Source organism: Pseudomonas sp. NPDC090208 (assembly GCF_044746785.1).
In the GTDB taxonomy this organism is placed as follows: Bacteria; Pseudomonadota; Gammaproteobacteria; order Pseudomonadales; family Pseudomonadaceae; genus Aquipseudomonas.
This window is the reverse complement of sequence record NZ_JBIVCU010000008.1, coordinates 156983-173049: the sequence shown is the minus strand read 5'-3', so window position 1 is coordinate 173049 and position 16067 is coordinate 156983. Positions and strand designations below refer to the sequence as shown.

The 16067-nt window shown below is 62.6% G+C and carries 15 protein-coding genes; 3 read left to right on the top strand and 12 right to left on the bottom strand.

Features of this window, described 5'->3' with window-relative positions; all coding sequences use genetic code 11:
- Positions 1-11: 11 nt before the first annotated feature.
- The gene (locus ACIPL0_RS15505) at positions 12-884 is read left to right on the top strand and encodes a LysR family transcriptional regulator (protein ID WP_400598378.1); all 873 of its coding nucleotides are present in this window, start codon (positions 12-14) and stop codon (positions 882-884) included.
- Positions 885-1642: 758 nt separating this feature from the next.
- The gene (locus tag ACIPL0_RS15500) at positions 1643-2125 is read left to right on the top strand and encodes a DUF2938 domain-containing protein (protein WP_400598377.1); all 483 of its coding nucleotides are present in this window, start codon (positions 1643-1645) and stop codon (positions 2123-2125) included.
- A 139-nt stretch (positions 2126-2264) separates the two neighbouring features.
- On the opposite strand, the gene bla is transcribed toward ACIPL0_RS15500, so the two are convergent.
- From bla to ACIPL0_RS15470, 6 genes are all read right to left on the bottom strand, one after another.
- Positions 2265-3137, bottom strand: coding sequence for a class A beta-lactamase (gene bla / locus ACIPL0_RS15495; protein ID WP_400598374.1), 873 nt, complete (start codon positions 3135-3137; stop codon positions 2265-2267).
- An 85-nt stretch (positions 3138-3222) separates the two neighbouring features.
- Positions 3223-3651: a molybdopterin-binding protein gene (locus ACIPL0_RS15490; RefSeq protein ID WP_400598372.1), complete on the bottom strand. Its 429-nt coding sequence runs from the start codon at positions 3649-3651 to the stop codon at positions 3223-3225.
- Between the two features lie 86 nt (positions 3652-3737).
- Positions 3738-4397 carry a M24 family metallopeptidase gene (locus tag ACIPL0_RS15485; protein WP_400598370.1) on the bottom strand — a complete coding sequence of 220 codons (660 nt, stop codon included), beginning with the start codon at positions 4395-4397 and terminating at the stop codon, positions 3738-3740.
- Between the two features lie 65 nt (positions 4398-4462).
- Complete coding sequence (locus tag ACIPL0_RS15480) at positions 4463-4666, bottom strand: hypothetical protein (protein WP_400598368.1); 204 nt, start codon at positions 4664-4666, stop codon at positions 4463-4465.
- 29 nt (positions 4667-4695) lie between these two features.
- Complete coding sequence (locus tag ACIPL0_RS15475; RefSeq protein WP_400598366.1) at positions 4696-6750, bottom strand: pyridoxamine 5'-phosphate oxidase family protein; 2055 nt, start codon at positions 6748-6750, stop codon at positions 4696-4698.
- A 66-nt stretch (positions 6751-6816) separates the two neighbouring features.
- A complete protein-coding gene (locus tag ACIPL0_RS15470) occupies positions 6817-7440 on the bottom strand; it encodes a glutathione S-transferase family protein (RefSeq protein ID WP_400598364.1) in 624 nt (207 codons plus the stop codon).
- Between the two features lie 443 nt (positions 7441-7883).
- Here ACIPL0_RS15470 and ACIPL0_RS15465 point away from each other — a divergent pair, with 443 nt between their 5' ends.
- The gene (locus tag ACIPL0_RS15465; RefSeq protein ID WP_400598362.1) at positions 7884-9176 is read left to right on the top strand and encodes an MFS transporter; all 1293 of its coding nucleotides are present in this window, start codon (positions 7884-7886) and stop codon (positions 9174-9176) included.
- A 4-nt stretch (positions 9177-9180) separates the two neighbouring features.
- Here the strand turns inward: ACIPL0_RS15465 and ACIPL0_RS15460 are convergent, their stop codons facing one another.
- From ACIPL0_RS15460 to ACIPL0_RS15435, 6 genes are all read right to left on the bottom strand, one after another.
- The gene (locus ACIPL0_RS15460) at positions 9181-9495 is read right to left on the bottom strand and encodes a cyd operon YbgE family protein (RefSeq protein WP_400598361.1); all 315 of its coding nucleotides are present in this window, start codon (positions 9493-9495) and stop codon (positions 9181-9183) included.
- Positions 9485-9601, bottom strand: a complete 117-nt coding sequence (cydX, locus tag ACIPL0_RS15455; RefSeq protein WP_400598360.1) for a cytochrome bd-I oxidase subunit CydX — start codon at positions 9599-9601, stop codon at positions 9485-9487. Before cydX ends, ACIPL0_RS15460 begins: the two co-directional genes overlap by 11 nt.
- Positions 9602-9612: 11 nt before the next feature.
- A complete protein-coding gene (cydB, locus tag ACIPL0_RS15450) occupies positions 9613-10755 on the bottom strand; it encodes a cytochrome d ubiquinol oxidase subunit II (RefSeq protein WP_400598359.1) in 1143 nt (380 codons plus the stop codon).
- A gap of 10 nt (positions 10756-10765) precedes the next feature.
- The gene (locus ACIPL0_RS15445; RefSeq protein WP_400598358.1) at positions 10766-12358 is read right to left on the bottom strand and encodes a cytochrome ubiquinol oxidase subunit I; all 1593 of its coding nucleotides are present in this window, start codon (positions 12356-12358) and stop codon (positions 10766-10768) included.
- The gene (gene cydP / locus ACIPL0_RS15440; RefSeq protein ID WP_400598357.1) at positions 12355-12552 is read right to left on the bottom strand and encodes a cytochrome oxidase putative small subunit CydP; all 198 of its coding nucleotides are present in this window, start codon (positions 12550-12552) and stop codon (positions 12355-12357) included. Before cydP ends, ACIPL0_RS15445 begins: the two co-directional genes overlap by 4 nt.
- Before the next feature lie 1342 nt (positions 12553-13894).
- Entirely contained in the window at positions 13895-15670 is a 1776-nt protein-coding gene (locus tag ACIPL0_RS15435; RefSeq protein ID WP_400598356.1) for a PQQ-dependent methanol/ethanol family dehydrogenase, read from the bottom strand.
- Positions 15671-16067 lie beyond the last annotated feature (397 nt).

The following is a 16067-nucleotide window of genomic DNA, read 5'->3' as shown; positions in this document are numbered from 1 at the left end:
GATTTCGAGCGATGGAGATTTTTCTGTGTGTGGTCGAAGCAGGCAGCTTTGCGGCGGCCGCACGGCGCGAGGGGATATCACCCTCCAGCGTGACGCGGGCCATCGCCACCCTCGAAGACCGGGTGGGCCAGGCGCTTTTCCTGCGCAACACCCGCCGCATGACCCTGAGCGATTCCGGCATTGCCTACCTTGCCGATTGCCGACAGATCCTGACGGACCTGAAAGAAGCGGAAGCCTTGGCGGCGGGCACGTTTGCAACACCCTCCGGGCACCTGACCGTCAGCGCGCCCGCACGATTCGGTGAAACGTTCATCGCGCCGCTGGCCGATCAATATCTGGATCAGTTTCCCGACACCACGATCACCTTTCTGTTTACCGACCGCACTATCGATTTTCTGGGTGAACACATCGACATCGCGGTAAAACCTGGAAGGCTGCAGTCCGAACACGACGACATGGTCAGGATTGGCCAGGTCAGGCAGGTCGTCTGTACCTCGCCCCGCTATTTGAAAAAACACGGCCGCCCCAGCCACCCGGAACAGCTGTGCAGCCACGACACCATCACTTCGATCACCAGCATGTTCAGCCCCGACTGGCAATTTCAACGCAACGACCGGTCACTGACGATCACACCCTGTTCACGCCTGACCGTCACCTCGGACGAGGCGGCGCTCGCGCTGGTGCGCAGGGGCTGGGGCATTACCCGCGCGCCCAGCTATCAAGTGGCCCGGGACATCGAAGAAGGACATCTGGAGCTGCTGTTGACCGACTATGAACAGCCGCCGCTGCCGGTCTATGTGGCGTTTCGGGAACGCGTCAAAGCGTCGGTCAAGGTTCGGTGTTTCTTTGATTATCTGATCAGGAACATACGGCTGACGGCCTGAAACCGCTCCGCCGGCAAGCCAGGCGGCTACGGGGGCCCAGCCCGCCCGAATCTGCCAGACGACACTAGACCTGTGGGAGCGGGCTTGCCCGCGATGGCAGTGGGTCAGTCAGCACAGTATTGGCTGGCCTGACGCCTTCGCGAGCAGAGCTCCCTCCCACGGGTTTGTGGTGTCAGGTACATCTCGGCCCGGCACCGGCCCTGTAGGAGCGCGCTTGCCCGCGAAGGCGTCGGCTCAGTCAGCACAATATTGACTGGACTGACGCCATCGCGAGCAGGGCTCCCTCCCACAGGTTTTGTGGTGTCAGGCACATCTCAGCCCGGCACCGGCCCCGTAGGAGCGCGCTTGCCCGCGATGGCGGTGGATCAGTCAGCACAGCATTGGCTTGCCTGACGCCTTCGCGGGCAAGCCCGCTCCCACAAAATCGAAGTCATCCTGCTGATTTCGATACAGCACTTACCCCTGTAGCAGTCCGGCTTGCCGGCGGTGGCGTCCTTGAGGTCGCTGACGCTGGCAAGCCAGGCTGCTACGGAGGCGTCCTGCCCAGCCCGGATCTGCCAGACGACACCAGGCCTGTGGGAGGGAGCCCTGCTCGCGAAGGCGGTGGATCAATCAGCACGATGTCGGCTGAACGGACACCCTCACGAGCAGGTCCCCCTCCCCCGAATCATTCCGTCACGAATGTGGCGTCGCCTGACAAAACTGCTAACGTGTGCCGCCATCACCCCTCTCGATATCCGCAAGACACAAGGACAGTCATGTTTGAATTCATCTACCTGGCAGTGCTGATCGGCGCGGGCGGCACCGCGTTGCTGGACCTCTGGAACATTCTGCTCAACCGCGTACTCGGCCTGCCGACGCCACCCTGGCATCTGGTCGGACGCTGGTTCGCCGGGATGCGTGAAGGGCACTTCGTGCATCAACGCGGCATCGGCAATTCGCCGGAAGTGAAGGATGAGCTGCGCATCGGCTGGACCATGCATTACGTGGTCGGCATCGTCTTCGCCGCCGTGCTGTTGCTGATCTGGGGCAAGCAATGGGCGCACTCACCCACCTTTATGCCTGCGCTAATCGTCGGACTGGTCACCGTCGGCGCCGGCTGGTACCTCCTGCAACCGGGGATGGGCGTTGGTGTGGCCTGCAACAAGGCGCCCAACCCGGCCGTGGCTCGGTTGCAGAACATTGTCGGTCACGTGGTGTTTGCGATTGGCATGTATGTCGCGGCGGTGTGGGTGGGGTGAATCCTGTCAGCACTGTGCAAACCCATCTGTAGGAGTGAGCTTGCTCGCGATTGCGTTGTGTCAGATGGCGCTCCGGTGCACGGATAAATGCCATCGCGAGCAAGCTCACTCCTACAAGGATTCGATGTGGCAGAAAGAGTCAAACCGTCGCCACCAACCTCCCCACCTCGGCAATCACCGCGTTGATCTGCTCGGCGCTGGCCTTGGCGTGGGTGTAGTAAACCGTGGCGATCAGCGGCGGACGCGTGCTCGGCCAGATCACCGCGACGTCGTTGCTGGCGTTGTTGGACCCAGAACCGGTCTTGTCACCGACTCGCCAGTCCTTCGGCAGCCCGGCGCGCAGGCGCTGGTCGCCGGTCTTGTTGCTGACCAGCCAGGCGATCAACTGGTCCCGCGACGGCGGTGACAGCGCCGTGCCCAGCACCAGCGTGCGCAGGGTTTCCAGCATGGCCTGGGGCGTGGTGGTGTCCTGCAGATCGTCAGGACGGTTTTCGTTGAGCTCCGGTTCGCGGCGGTCAAGCCGGGTGACCTGATCGCCCAGGCTGCGCAGCCACGCGGTCAACCCGGCCGGGCCACCGAAGCTGTCGAGCATCAGGTTGCCGGCAGTGTTGTCGCTCAAGGTCACCGCCGCTTCGCAGATCGAGCCCATGCTCAGGCCGCCCTCGCCCGCATGCTTTTCGGTCACCGGCGAATACGGCACCAACTGCTCTTTGCCGTAGACGACCATCCGCGCCAAGTCGTCTTCCTTGCGGTCGACGCGGGCCAGCACATGGGCAGCCGCGAGGCATTTGAAGGTGCTGCACAGGGCGAAACGCTCATCGCCGCGATGGCTGATCAAGCGTTGATTGGCACTGTCGAAAATGGCCACGCCCAGACGTCCGCCATGACGACGTTCCAGCTCGGCGAGGGATTGGGTGAGACGGGTTTCAGCCGATTCGGCGAAGACCCTGAGACTGCAAAACGCGGGGACGATCAGCATTGATGCGCCGATCAGACTTCGACGGGTAATCACATGCACTTCCTTGTCTGGCAGAAAAACATCCGGTCGCCAACGGGCGCTGCCGAACCATGGCAGCGCGCCGTCAGCGCCTTGTACGTCAGGCAGGCACACCCAGAATGATGTGCGACGCCTTGATCACCGCCGTGGCGCTGACGCCCGGCTTCAAGCCCAGTTCGGTAACGGCTTCGCGGGTCACGATCGAGTAAACCTCGGTGCCGCCGGCCAGGGTCAGCACCACTTCAGCGTTGACCGCGCCATCGCTGACTTTGCTGACCTTGCCTTCCAGGCAGTTGCGCGCCGACAGGCGGAAGCCGCTGGAATCGGTCATCAGCATGACCCACGGCGCCTTGATCAGCGCGACCGCTTCCTTGCCCACCGCCAGGCCCAGGCTCTTGACGCTCTGCAGCGTGACCACGGACACCAGTTCCTCGCCACCCGGCAGGGTCAGCACCACTTCGGCGTTGACCGAACCGTCGGTAATCTTGCTGACGACACCTTTGAAGACGTTACGAGCACTGACTTTCATGTCTTGAATCCTTGTTATGAGTAGGAGAAATCGCCGCCCATAGTCGGAGTTGTCGTCATATGCTTACAACCATAGCGGATGATTCGTCAGGCAAGCAGGTCTTCGTAAAAAGCGCCGTACGCCTTGCTCGGGTGAGCGATCTGGATTTCCAGAATCCACAGCCCGGGGTTGGGAATCGCATCGAAATCACCGAGGTTGCCGCCCCGATAGATGGCGTGAGGGAAATCGCTGACGCGGTGGCCCTTGATCTCCAGATTGAGTTCCCAGCCCATGGCCTTGGCCTGTTCTTCGGCAAACCGATACAACGCCAGGCCATCGATCCGTTCTGTTCGCCAACGTTGCTCGACCCGATCGAACAGGGTTTTCGCAGCAGCGGCACAGGCCTGCATCTGTGGGTCATTGCCGGTGGTGAACGTCGCCCCGGCATCGCCTTCATGGCCTTGCCAGACGGCGCCCATGTCGATGAAGAAAATGTCGTCTTCGCCCAGCAGCGGATCGTCGTCGGAACGCTGCTTGAAGGTCTTCAGGGTATTGCCACCAAAACGCACCAGCACCGGGTGCCAGATACGCTGGCTGTCGAGCTCGGCCAGCACCTGCTTGCCCAAGGCCACGGCCTCAGACTCGCGCATGCCGGGCTTGATGCGCTCGGCCATCAGCTCGATGGCCTTCCAGGTCATGGCCTGGGCATGGCGCATGGCTTCAATGTCATAAATCGCCCCGACGGCTTCCTTCGCTACAGCGTTCATTGCATCCCTCTGTCATTGGCTGGCTAATCGCTATTCTGTTTACTACATAGCGAAACGCCGGGCAATCACTGATGCCGATGGAACGCGGAAACCGAACGCACCCAGGCGATCAGCCGCACGGTGGTGGTGCTGGCTTCATCTTCGCGGCTGGCCGCCAGCTCGCACGCCGGTGAAACCTGCGATTGCGGCAGCAGCCAGGACATTTCCTGCTCGCTGGACTCCAGACGATTAGGGTCGTCTTCTTTCTCGAAAGCTGGCCATTCACTCATCGCACACTCTCCTGCACAGGCATGAACATTCACAGATCGAGCACCAGCGGCCCTGTGGCCGGGACTGCGCAGCAGATCAGCACTTGGTCCGCCGGCGGCATTTCGGCCGGCGGGATCGGGTAATGCACCTGGCCGCTGATGAGCCGGGTCTTGCAGGTGCCGCAGGAACCGCCACGGCAACTGTATTCGGGGTTCAGGCCACGGCTTTCGGCCAAGTCCAGCAAACTGCCGCCGTCAGGTTGCCAGCGGGCCTCCTTGGTGGAACGTTCGAACAGCACCGGCACCGCAACCGTCGCGGCAGGCGGCTGCTGCACCCCTTCTTCCTGGTGATCGCGGGTGCGCTTGAGGGTCGAGGGTCCGAAGGTTTCGGCATGGATCCGCTCATCGCGGATGTGCATGGCCCGCAGACTGTCGTACAGCCCCTGGGTGAAGCTTGCCGGCCCGCAGACGTAAAAATCGAAATCGTCGAACGGCAACAGTGCCTTGAGCAGATGGAGGTCAATGCGACCTTCGAGGTGGAAGTCTTCGCCTGGACGGGCCGTACTCTCGGGCTGGCTCAGCAGGCTGATGGCGGTCAGTGTGTCACCGCCCATGGCCACCAGTGTGTCCAATTCTTCGCGAAATGCCAGATCCACCAGACGACGTGCACTCTGCACGAACCAGGTCGGGCGCATGCGGCGGATGCGTTTGCCCTCGTAAATCACCTCGCGCAGCATCGACAGCATGGGCGTGACACCGATCCCGGCGCCCAACAGCACCAGCGGGCGGCGCTCCTGGGTGTCGACCACGAAACTGCCCTGGGGCGCACGCCCTTCCAGCACATCGCCGACCTTGATCCGGTCGTGCAGGTAGTTCGACGCAAGGCCGTCACGCTTGACGCTGATGCGGAAAAAATCGTCGGACGGCGCGCTGGACAGGCTGTAGGTGCGAATCAGCGGCTTGGCCTGACCGTCTATCGCCAGACGCAGCGGCAGGTGCTGGCCGGCCTTGAACGGTGGCAGCCCGGCATCGTCGGCCGGCTCGAAATAGAACGAGCGAATGCCCTCGCTTTCGTCGGCGATACGCACCACCCGCAGCGGCCGCCACTGGTCGCGCAAGGCATCGGCCTGCAGACGCGCGGCGGCCTGCTCCCAACTGCCGGTCATCAGGCTGTTGGGCGAAAATTCCTCGAAACGCCAGCGCGAGCGCAGCGCCGCCGGGCGCCGCACCACGCCTTCCACCTGCACCTGCCAGAGCCGCTCGGCACCCTGAAACGCCGCGATCTCCGGACCTTCCAGAATCACCGTGACGCGGCCGATGACCTGCAACAGATCGCCGCTGGTGAAATCGATGAACAGCAGTCCGGCCCGCGGGTTGAGCAAAAAATTGCCGAGGGTGTTGAAGTGCAGGTTGCCGGCAAAATCCGGGATCGTCAGCAGATTGTCTTCAACGCGCACGAAACCGGCCTGGCCGCCCCGGTGCGAGACGTCCACTTCGCGGTGTGGCTGATCGCCCTCGCGGTCGACGTAACTGGCGACGAAAAAGGTGTCGGCGGCGCGGATGGTCGCTACCGCCGCCTCGTCCAGCGCGTCCAGACGCTCGGCAGGTGGATGCTGCAACGTCTGCGGGGCCGCGATCTGGCTGACCTGGCGCAACTGAATGTACTGCGGGCAATTACCGAAGCTGTGCTCGACAGCGATGGAAAAACCACCGTCGTTCATGGCCGAGACATGGCCATTCATGCGGTTACGACGGCGGGTGTACAGGTCGATGCCGAGCAGACCGATGGCGGTACCGACTTGAAACTGCCGGTTCATCGGGTCTTCGCTGTCGGGCAGGCGACCGAAATCCAGCTGTCTGGGATCGGGTGAATGGACGAAGCCGGGCTCGGCGTCCAGCACGCTCGCCCATGGCCAGCCCTGGTCGTCCACCGCACCCAGAAAAATGTAGGGCAGATGCCCGTAGAACTCGCGATGCTGATCGGGCATGTAGTCGCGAATGACCCTGCGGCCAGCGGACTCCATCCGTTCGGCAACGCCGACATGGGCCTGCAATTGCCGCTCACCCGCATGCCAGGGCGAGCCGTTGTTCGATGTGTCGTTCATGGCCGGGCTCCCATGTCAGGGACAAGCCCGGCCGACGAGGGTCGACCGGGCGGGTTCAGAGTTCGATCAAGCCTGCAGTCCCGCCTTGGTGCGTGGCATTGGCACGAAGCCTTTCAGGCCTTCGATACGTGCCAGCCAGGCCTTGACGTTCGGGTAGGCCTCCAGCGAAACGTTGCCTTCCGGCGCGTGGGCGATATAGCTGTAACCGGCGACGTCAGCGATGGTGGCGTGTTCGGTGACCAGAAAATCGCGACCTTCCAGGTGCTGCTCGATGACTTTCAGCACGCTGTGCGCACGCTCGATGGTGTCTTTCGGGTCAAAACCTGCGCCGAACACGGTGATCAGACGGGCACGGGCCGGGCCGAGGTTGATCGGACCCGATGCAGCCGACAGCCAGCGCTGGACTTGTGCGGCGGTCGCGGCGTCCTCTGGCAACCAGCGGCCGGAGGCGTCGTACTTCTTCGCCAGGTACACAAGGATAGCCGTGGAATCGGCGATGATCGTGCCGTTATCGTCCAGCACCGGCACCTGGCCGAATGCGTTCAGTTCAAGGAATTCAGGGGCCTTTTGCGCACCCTTGGCCAGATCGACGAAAACCAGTTCCGCGTCGACACCCAACAGGGACAGCATCAGTTCGGCACGGTGAGCGTGGCCGGACAGCGGGAAATGATAGAGCTTGATAGCGGTCATGGTGAGGCTCCTGAAACGATGGCTGGATGGATGGTCAGGTGGCTGTTGTCGGTCGTGGACCACCTGATGTTGGAGCCTATGCTGCGACCATCCGCAAAAAAGCGGAATAACCAGAAAAGTCAATCCACCGTTTCAGGAATTGCAATGACACTGGATGCGGTCGCCGGGATGGCTACCTGTAGCAGCCAGGCTTGTCAGCGGCTCTACCCTGTGGGAGCGGGCTTGCCCGCGAATGCTCCAGTCAGACACTGCTATGTCATCCGGACCACTGTTTTCGCGGACAAGCTCGCTCCCACAAGAGCCGGGCGCAGCCGCAGAAAAAGTAGCGCTGGGTGATCTGTAACATCCGGAAATATTCGCTTGACGAATAGCACTCCGGTGAGCGTTCATATTGGAGCACGATCATACTCCTGTTTCACTTATCTGCTCCCTGGGGAACACACATGGTTTCGTCCGTTCTGGCGGCGTCGCTGCACCGTCGCCGCATTCATTACAGCTGGGTCATTCTGGCCGTGACCTTCCTGACCATGCTGGTGATGGCCGGCGCGGTCGGGGCGCCTGGGGTGTTCATCAAGCCGCTGGAAGCCGAGTTCGGCTGGGACACCGCAGAGATTTCCTCGGCGTTGGCGGTGCGCTTCGCGCTTTACGGCCTGATCGGCCCGTTCGCTGCAGCGTTCATGAACCACTTCGGCGTGCGCCGCGTGGTGCTGTCGGCCCTGACGCTGGTGGCCGGCGGCATGATCCTGTCGCTGTTCATGACCCGCTTCTGGCAATTGGTCGTGTTGTGGGGTGTGGTGGTCGGCTTCGGCACCGGCCTGACCGCGATGGTGCTGGGCGCGACCGTCGCCACCCGCTGGTTCGCCCAGCGCCGGGGTCTGGCGATGGGCCTGCTGTCGGCGAGTTCTGCCACCGGGCAATTGGTGTTCATGCCGATGCTCGCCAACATGACCGAACATTTCGGCTGGCGTACCGCACTGACGGTGATCTGCACGGCCATCGTCATTGCCGGCGTCGCCGTGCTGGCGCTGATGCGCAACCGCCCTGCCGACCTGCAACTGCCGCTGTACGGTGACAAGGACGTGCAGCCGGTGGTCGCCAGCCAGCAGAGCTTTGCCCAACTTCTGCTGACACCGTTGAAAGTGTTGCGCGACGTCGCTGGCACCTGGACCTTCTGGGTGCTGTTCATGACGTTCTTTATCTGCGGCGCCAGCACCAACGGTCTGATCCAGACCCACTTCATCTCCTTGTGCGGCGACTACGGCCTGGCCGCCACGACCGCAGCGGGCATGCTGGCGCTGATGGGCATCTTCGACTTTTTCGGCACGATCGGTTCGGGCTGGCTGTCGGACCGTTTCGACAACCGCTGGCTGTTGTTCTGCTATTACGGCTTTCGCGGGATTTCGCTGATTCTGCTGCCGTACATGGACTTCACCGTGTTCGGCCTGTCGTTCTTCGCCCTGCTCTACGGCCTGGACTGGATCGCCACGGTACCGCCGACGGTCAAGCTGGCGGCACAACGCTTCGGCGCCGAGCGCGCCAACATCGTGTTTGGCTGGGTGTTTGCCGGCCACCAGTTGGGCGCAGCCTTTGCCGCGTTCGGCGCCGGCTGGACCCGGACCAACTTTGCCACTTACCTGCCGGCGTTTTTCATTGCCGGCCTGCTCTGCGTGATTGCTGCACTGATCGCACTGTCCATCGCGGCACCGGCAAAAGCCGGCGCCGCTCAGGCCCACTGATCCGTCAGAGCCACTGGCGGGCGGACAGCCACAGGCCGTAACCGACCGCCATCAAGCCCCAGGCCAGCAGCGGGTGGAACACCACCCGCCAGGCCAGCGCCCGCGGCTCGAAGCCGACACCGTGCACATAACCGCCGCCGACGCCCCACATCACCAGCATCAGCAGGCTGTGGGAGTAATGGCCGCTGGCATCGAGCATCGATGCCGGATGAATCAGCAGCACCAGGCTCATCGGCACCGCCATCAACAGGGACAAGACCCGGCTGATGGCGTGGCCGAACACTACGCCGCCGGCCTTGTGCGCGATCTCAGTCGTCACGGCCGCTCTCCAGCGCGCCGGCGTCCGACGACTCCAGCCACAGGGCGTTGATGATGCCGAAGCTGCAGGCCAGCAACACACCGAGAATCCAGGCGAAATACCACATGTTCAGGCTCCTTAGTACAGGCCGTGAGGGTTGTGTTCGATGTGCGCGGTGGTGACCTTGCCCCACATTCTGGCGTAGCACCACAGCGTGTAGCAGAGGATCAGCGGCACGAAGATCGCGGCGGCGACCAGCATGATCATCAGGGTGCGATGGCTGGACACGGCGTCCCACACAGTCAGGCTCGACGCAGGGTCCAGGCTCGACGGCATGACGAACGGAAACAGGGCGAAACCGGCGGTACACAGCGCCCCGACAATCGCCAGGCTGCTGCCAAGGAATGCCGTTCTGCCCTGCCCTGCACTGGCGCCCAACAGGGCCAGCAGGCCACCGAAAATACCCAGCAGCGGCGCGGCCACGGTCAGCGGATGGTCATGGTAGTTGTCCAGCCAGCCGTGGTTGCTGGCGACGACACTTTTCGCCAGCGGGTTGAGTGCCGATCCGGCGTCGAAAGCCGAACTGATCGTCAGCCCCTGAACACTGCCCAGCATCAGCCAGACACCGGCGAGGATAAAGGTCAGCAGAAACACCAGCGCCAGCCATTGCGCCGCACGCCGTGAGCGCGCCGCGATTGCGCCTTCGGTGCGCATCATCAGCCAGGTGCCGCCGTGCAGGCCAAGCATGCTCAGGCTGACCACGCCGGCCAGCAGGCCGAACGGGCTGAGCAATTGCCAGAAGTTGCCCTGATAGCTGACGCGCAGGGTGTCGTCGAACTGGAACGGCACGCCCAGCAGCAGGTTGCCGAACGCCACGCCGAACACCAGCGACGGCACCAGCCCGCCGATGAACAGGCCCCAGTCCCAACTTTGCCGCCAGCGGGTGTTGTCCAGTTTGCTGCGGTAGTCGAAGCCCACCGGGCGCACGAACAGCGCGAACAGCACCAGCAGCAGCGCCCAGTACAACCCGGAAAACGCCGCCGCGTAGACCAGCGGCCAGGCGGCGAACAGCGCACCGCCAGCGGTGATCAGCCACACCTGGTTGCCGTCCCAGTGCGGCGCGATGGTGTTGATCACCACCCGCCGCTCGTTGTCGTTGCGGCCGACGAAGGGCATCAGCATGGCCGCGCCGAGGTCGAAGCCGTCGGTCAGGGCGAAACCGATCAGCAGCACGCCGACCAATACCCACCAGATCAGTTTGAGTGTTTCGTAATCGATCATCTCGGATTCCTCAGGCCAGCGCCGGTTTTCTGGACGCAGCCGCCAGATCATGGGGCTGTTGTTCGAAGTGGTAACGACCGGTGTGCAGGCTGCTCGGGCCAAGCCGGGCAAACTTGATCATCAGGTACATCTCGATCACCAGCAGCACGGTGTAGAAGCCGACCAGCGCCAGGATCGAGCCCATGATGTCGCCGGTGGACAGGGTCGAAGCCGACAGGTGTACCGGCAGCACCTCACCGATGGACCACGGCTGACGGCCATGCTCGGCGACCCACCAGCCGGTCTGCGTGGCGATCCACGGCAGCGGCAGGCTGAACAGTGCCCATTTCAGCAGCCAGCGCTTCTTGCTTTCGTTCTTGCGCGCCGAGGCCCAGAACGCGCAGGCGAACAACAGCAGCATCAACACGCCGCTGAGCACCATCAGGCGGAAGGTCCAGAAGATCGATGCTACTTTCGGGATGGAATCCAGCGCCGCCTGCTTGATCTGCTGCTCGTTGGCATCGACCACTTTGTCGGTGTAGCGCTTGAGCAGCAGGCCGTAGCCGAGGTCTTTCTTCACCGCGTTGAACGCCGTAAGGGTCTGCTCGCTCTTGTCGCCGGCGCGCAGCTTGCCCAGCAGGTCGTAGGCCAGCATGCCGTTGCGGATGCGACCCTGGTGTTCGATCACCAGGTCCTTGATGCCGGTGACCTGCTTGTCCACCGAGCGCGTGGCGATGATGCCCATCACGTAGGGGATCTTCACCGCGTAGTCGGTGCGCTGCTCCGCCTGATTCGGCAAGCCGAACAGGGTGAACGCCGCCGGTGCCGGTTCGGTTTCCCACTCGGCTTCGATAGCGGCCAGCTTGGTTTTCTGTACGTCGCCGATCTCGTAGCCGGACTCGTCACCGAGGACGATCACCGACAGGATCGAGGCCATGCCGAAAGCCGAGGCGATGGCGAACGAGCGGCGGGCGAAGCCGGTGTCGCGGCCCTTGAGCAGGTACCAACTGGAAATCGCCAGAACGAAGATCGCCCCGGTGACATAACCGCCGGCCACGGTGTGGACGAACTTGACCTGAGCCACCGGGTTGAACACCAGGTCGCTGAAGCTGGTCAGTTCCATGCGCATGGTGGTGAAGTTGAACTCGGCGCCGACCGGGTTCTGCATCCAGCCGTTGGCGATGAGAATCCACAGCGCCGACATGTTCGAACCGATCGCCACCAGCCAGGTGACGGCCAGATGCTGCACGCGGCTCAGGCGGTCCCAGCCGAAGAAGAACAGGCCGATGAAGGTCGATTCGAGGAAGAACGCCATCATCCCTTCGATGGCCAGTGGCGCACCGAAGATGTCACCGACGTAGTGGCTGTAATAGGCCCAGTTGGTGCCGAACTGGAATTCCATGGTCAGCCCGGTGGTCACACCCAGGGCGAAGTTGATGCCGAACAGCTTGCCCCAGAAGCGGGTCATGTCCTTGTATACCTGCTTGCCGGTCATGACGTAGACCGACTCCATGATGGCGAGCAGGAAGGTCATGCCCAGGGTCAGCGGCACGAACAGGAAGTGGTACAGCGCGGTCATTGCGAACTGCAGCCGGGAGAGGTCGACGACTGATTCCGAAATCATTTTGGATTCTTCTCAGGGGGTACGGGAGTGGCGCCCAATACATGCAGGCCTGCTTGCACCCCGTCGTCCTTGACCTCGACCGGGGCGTCGAACCAGACGCTGCGGATGCCCATGAGCAGGATCAGTTTGATCAGGAGGATCAGGCCGATTTCTTTTGCCAATGGGTGTTTGAGGAATGCGAAAGGACCGGGCATGTGGAGGACTCGTCGGGGTGCAGGGTATTTTTCCTACAGCCCTTTCCCGGGGAGTTGATCCAGATCAAAAAAGGCGGATTGCCATCGTGTGGCGGAATGCCACAGGTGATCTTCGGCGCGTTCCGCGAACCTGTAGGAGCTGGCTTGCCCGCGATCGGCGACGCAGTCGTCGTAAAACCTGTGCACTCGGTGTGTCTGGCTGATCGCTGATCTGCTAACGCAGCCTGTTTCGCCAGGCGGCGAGTTACGCGGCCCTTTGTAGGAGCTGGCTTGTCCTGCGACCGGCGACGCAGTCGTCGTAAAACCTGCGCACGCGGTCTGTCTGATGTATTGCTGGTCTGCTAACGCAGCCCTGTTTCGCCTGACGGCGAGTTACTTGGAAAAGCCCCAAGTAAGCAAGGGCTCTCTACCCCGCCATACGGCACCTCGCTAATGCTCGGTGTTCCCTCACTCCGGCAATGCTCCGTGGGCCCGCCGCGAATGGGCCATCCATGGCCCACACGGCTCTCGCGACATCCTGTCGCTCGGCCCACTGCGCATCGCCTGCGTTCGGCCTTCTGGGACGGGGCCCCAAGATCAAAATCAAAAGCCAGATCAAAAGCCGGCGAAACCCAAACTCCTGTAGGAGCTGGCTTACCCTGCGACCGGCGACGAAGTCGTCGTAAATCCTGTGCACTCGGTGTGTCTGGCTGATCGCTGTAGCTGCTAACGCAGCCCTGTTTCGCCTGATGGCGAGTTACTTGGAAAAGCCCCAAGTAACCAAGGGCTTCTTTCCCCGCCATACGGTGCCTCGCCACAGGCTCGACATACCCGCACTCCGGCAATGCTCCGTGGGCCCGCCGCGAATGGGCCATCCATGGCCCACGCGGCTCTCGCGACATCCTGTCGCTCGGCCCACTGCGCATCGCCTGCGTTCGGCCTTCTGGGACGGGGCCCCAAGATCAAAATCAAAAACCAGATCAAAAGCCAGCGAAACACACACTCCTTGTGGGAGCGGGCTCGCCCGCGAAGGCGTCCTCAAGATCGCTACCGCCGGCATGCCGAACTGCTACGGAATGATCTTCGCCGTACTGTAGAAGCGGGCTTGGTCTGGGCCGTATCCCTGAATACACAAAAAATCCACTGTGGGAGCGAATTCATTCGCGATGTCCGTCCAGCCGAGACAAAACCATGGTCAGCAACACTGCATCGCGAATGAATTCGCTCCCACACGTTTTCTGTAGCACCCGGAGAGTTTGAGCACGCCACCAGACCCCGTAGCAGCACGGCTCGCCCGCGAAGGCGGCCTTGAGATCGCCTCCGCCGGCAAGCCGGACGGCTACGGGTCATGGGGACGGGTGCATCATCGCTTGGTCACCAGTTCCTTCGGCAGTTTGAAGGTCCAGAGCATGCCGCCCTGGTTGAAGTCTTTGACCCGTTTGGCGACTTCGCCGCCCCACAGGGGAACCGCCCCGCCCCAGCCGGAAAGTACGGAGATGTATTGTTCGCCGTCCATTTCCCAGGTGACCGGTGAGCCGAGTACGCCGGAGCCGGTCTGGAATTCCCAGACTTTCTCGCCGGTCTTCGCGTTGAAGGCCTGCAAGAAGCCCTCCGGCGTGCCGGTGAATACCAGGTTGCCTTTGGTCGCCAGTACCCCGCCCCATAGCGGCGCGTAGTTTTTGTGGCGCCAGACCTCTTTGCCGGTTTTCGGGTCGATGGCGCGCAGGACGCCGATGTAGTCCTCGTTCAACGGTTTGATGGTGAAACCGGCGCCGAGGAAGGCAGCGCCTTTTTTGTAGGCGATGCCTTCGTTCCAGATGTCCATGCCCCATTCATTGCCCGGCACGTAGAACAAGCCGGTGTCGGGGCTGTAGGCCATCGGCATCCAGTTTTTTGCACCGAGGAACGCCGGGGCGACGAACGCGGCGCTGCCCTTGGCTTCGCCATCTGGGGCGCCTGGGCGGCTGGCTTCGATGTAGATCGGCCGGCCATCTTTGTCCAGGCCGCTGGCCCAGGTGATCTTGTCGGCGAACGGGAAACCGCGGATGAATTTGCCGTCCTTGCGGTTGAGCACGTAGAAGAAGCCGTTGCGGTCGGCGGTGGCAGCAGCCTGGATGGTCTTGCCGTTTTCCTGGTAGTCGAAGGAGATCAGCTCGTTGACGCCGTCATAGTCCCAGCCGTCGTGCGGGGTGCTCTGGAAGTGCCACTTGATGCTGCCGTCGTCGGGGTTCAGCGACAGCCGCGACGAGGAATACAGGTTGTCGCCCGGGCGCATGTGCGAGTTCCACGGCGACGGGTTGCCGGTACCGATCAGGATCTGGTTGTTGCTTGGGTCGTAGTAGCCGCCCAGCCAAGGTGCGGCGCCGCCGGTCTTGTACAGATCACCCGGCCAGGTCTTGTTGGCTTCGCCACCGGAGATGCCGTTTTCCACGGCCTGGCCGTCCTTGTAGACGTAGCCCATGTTGCCTTCGACGGTGGGACGCGACCACAGCAGCGTGCCGTTTTTCGGATCGTAGGCCTCGACCTTGCCGACCACGCCGAATTCGCCACCGGCCACGCCGGTGATCAGCTTGCCGTTGACGATCATCGGCGCCGCGCTGATCGAGTAGCCGGCCTTGTGGTCGGCCACCTGCTTGCTCCACACCACCTTGCCGGTGTCTTTGTTCAGCGCCACCAGCTTGGCGTCGAGGGTGCCGAAATAGACCAGATCGCCGTACAGCGCCACGCCGCGGTTGATCACGTCGCAGCACGGGCGGATGTCATCGGGCAGGCGCGCGTCGTATTGCCAAAGCTTGCGCCCGGTGCGCGCATCCACGGCGAACACCCGCGAGTAGGAACCGGTGAGGTACAGGATGCCGTCCTTGACCACCGGCTGCGCCTGCTGGCCGCGCTGTTTTTCGCCGCCGAAGGAGAACGCCCAGACCGGACGCAAGTCCTTGACGTTCTGTGTGTTGATGATGTCCAGCGGGCTGAAGCGCTGCCCTTGCACGCCCAGGCCGTTGGTAACGATCTGGTTGGGGTTTTTCGGGTCCTGGAGGATGTCTTCATCGGTCACGGCCGCCAGGGCGCTGGCGGACAACAGCATGGCGCTGGCGAGCAGGCCCAGGGCGAATGACGGGCGACGAACAGGTTGCATCATGACGGCGGCCTCTGCGGATTATTGTTTTTCTTCCTTTCGGGATTTTTTCCCGATCCATGCCGATTGTTGGCGTCGCCGCCAACGCCAACAATTGCCCGCTGTGTGGAGGTTTCTAGTTCTTTGGTAGGTGGTGGCAACGCGGCACCGCCCTCTGTAGGAGCTGGCTTGTCCTGCGAGCGGCTGCGAAGCAGTCGTAGATCCATGCGCATTGGCCGTGTCAGGAACATCGAGTTCATAGGGTTTACGACGACTGCGGTCGGACGCGACCCCGGCGCGCTCGCAGGGCAAGCCAGCTCCTACAGAGGGCGGCGTTAACGCGGGCTATCCACTCGCACCATCCGCGCGCGTTCGTAGCCGGGATACAAGTGGCTGACGCTGCGGATCAACTCATAGCGAC

What these genes read in the sequence shown, in the direction of transcription:
- ACIPL0_RS15505 (WP_400598378.1), top strand. Translation starts at nt 12, where the DNA reads ATGGAGATTTTTCTGTGTGTGGTCGAAGCAGGCAGCTTTGCGGCGGCC.
- ACIPL0_RS15470 (WP_400598364.1), bottom strand. Translation starts at nt 7,440, where the DNA reads ATGACCGCTATCAAGCTCTATCATTTCCCGCTGTCCGGCCACGCTCAC.
- ACIPL0_RS15445 (WP_400598358.1), bottom strand. Translation starts at nt 12,358, where the DNA reads ATGATTTCGGAATCAGTCGTCGACCTCTCCCGGCTGCAGTTCGCAATG.
- cydX (WP_400598360.1), bottom strand. Translation starts at nt 9,601, where the DNA reads ATGTGGTATTTCGCCTGGATTCTCGGTGTGTTGCTGGCCTGCAGCTTC.
- cydB (WP_400598359.1), bottom strand. Translation starts at nt 10,755, where the DNA reads ATGATCGATTACGAAACACTCAAACTGATCTGGTGGGTATTGGTCGGC.
- cydP (WP_400598357.1), bottom strand. Translation starts at nt 12,552, where the DNA reads ATGCCCGGTCCTTTCGCATTCCTCAAACACCCATTGGCAAAAGAAATC.
- ACIPL0_RS15475 (WP_400598366.1), bottom strand. Translation starts at nt 6,750, where the DNA reads ATGAACGACACATCGAACAACGGCTCGCCCTGGCATGCGGGTGAGCGG.
- ACIPL0_RS15500 (WP_400598377.1), top strand. Translation starts at nt 1,643, where the DNA reads ATGTTTGAATTCATCTACCTGGCAGTGCTGATCGGCGCGGGCGGCACC.
- ACIPL0_RS15485 (WP_400598370.1), bottom strand. Translation starts at nt 4,397, where the DNA reads ATGAACGCTGTAGCGAAGGAAGCCGTCGGGGCGATTTATGACATTGAA.
- ACIPL0_RS15480 (WP_400598368.1), bottom strand. Translation starts at nt 4,666, where the DNA reads ATGAGTGAATGGCCAGCTTTCGAGAAAGAAGACGACCCTAATCGTCTG.
- ACIPL0_RS15435 (WP_400598356.1), bottom strand. Translation starts at nt 15,670, where the DNA reads ATGATGCAACCTGTTCGTCGCCCGTCATTCGCCCTGGGCCTGCTCGCC.
- ACIPL0_RS15465 (WP_400598362.1), top strand. Translation starts at nt 7,884, where the DNA reads ATGGTTTCGTCCGTTCTGGCGGCGTCGCTGCACCGTCGCCGCATTCAT.
- ACIPL0_RS15490 (WP_400598372.1), bottom strand. Translation starts at nt 3,651, where the DNA reads ATGAAAGTCAGTGCTCGTAACGTCTTCAAAGGTGTCGTCAGCAAGATT.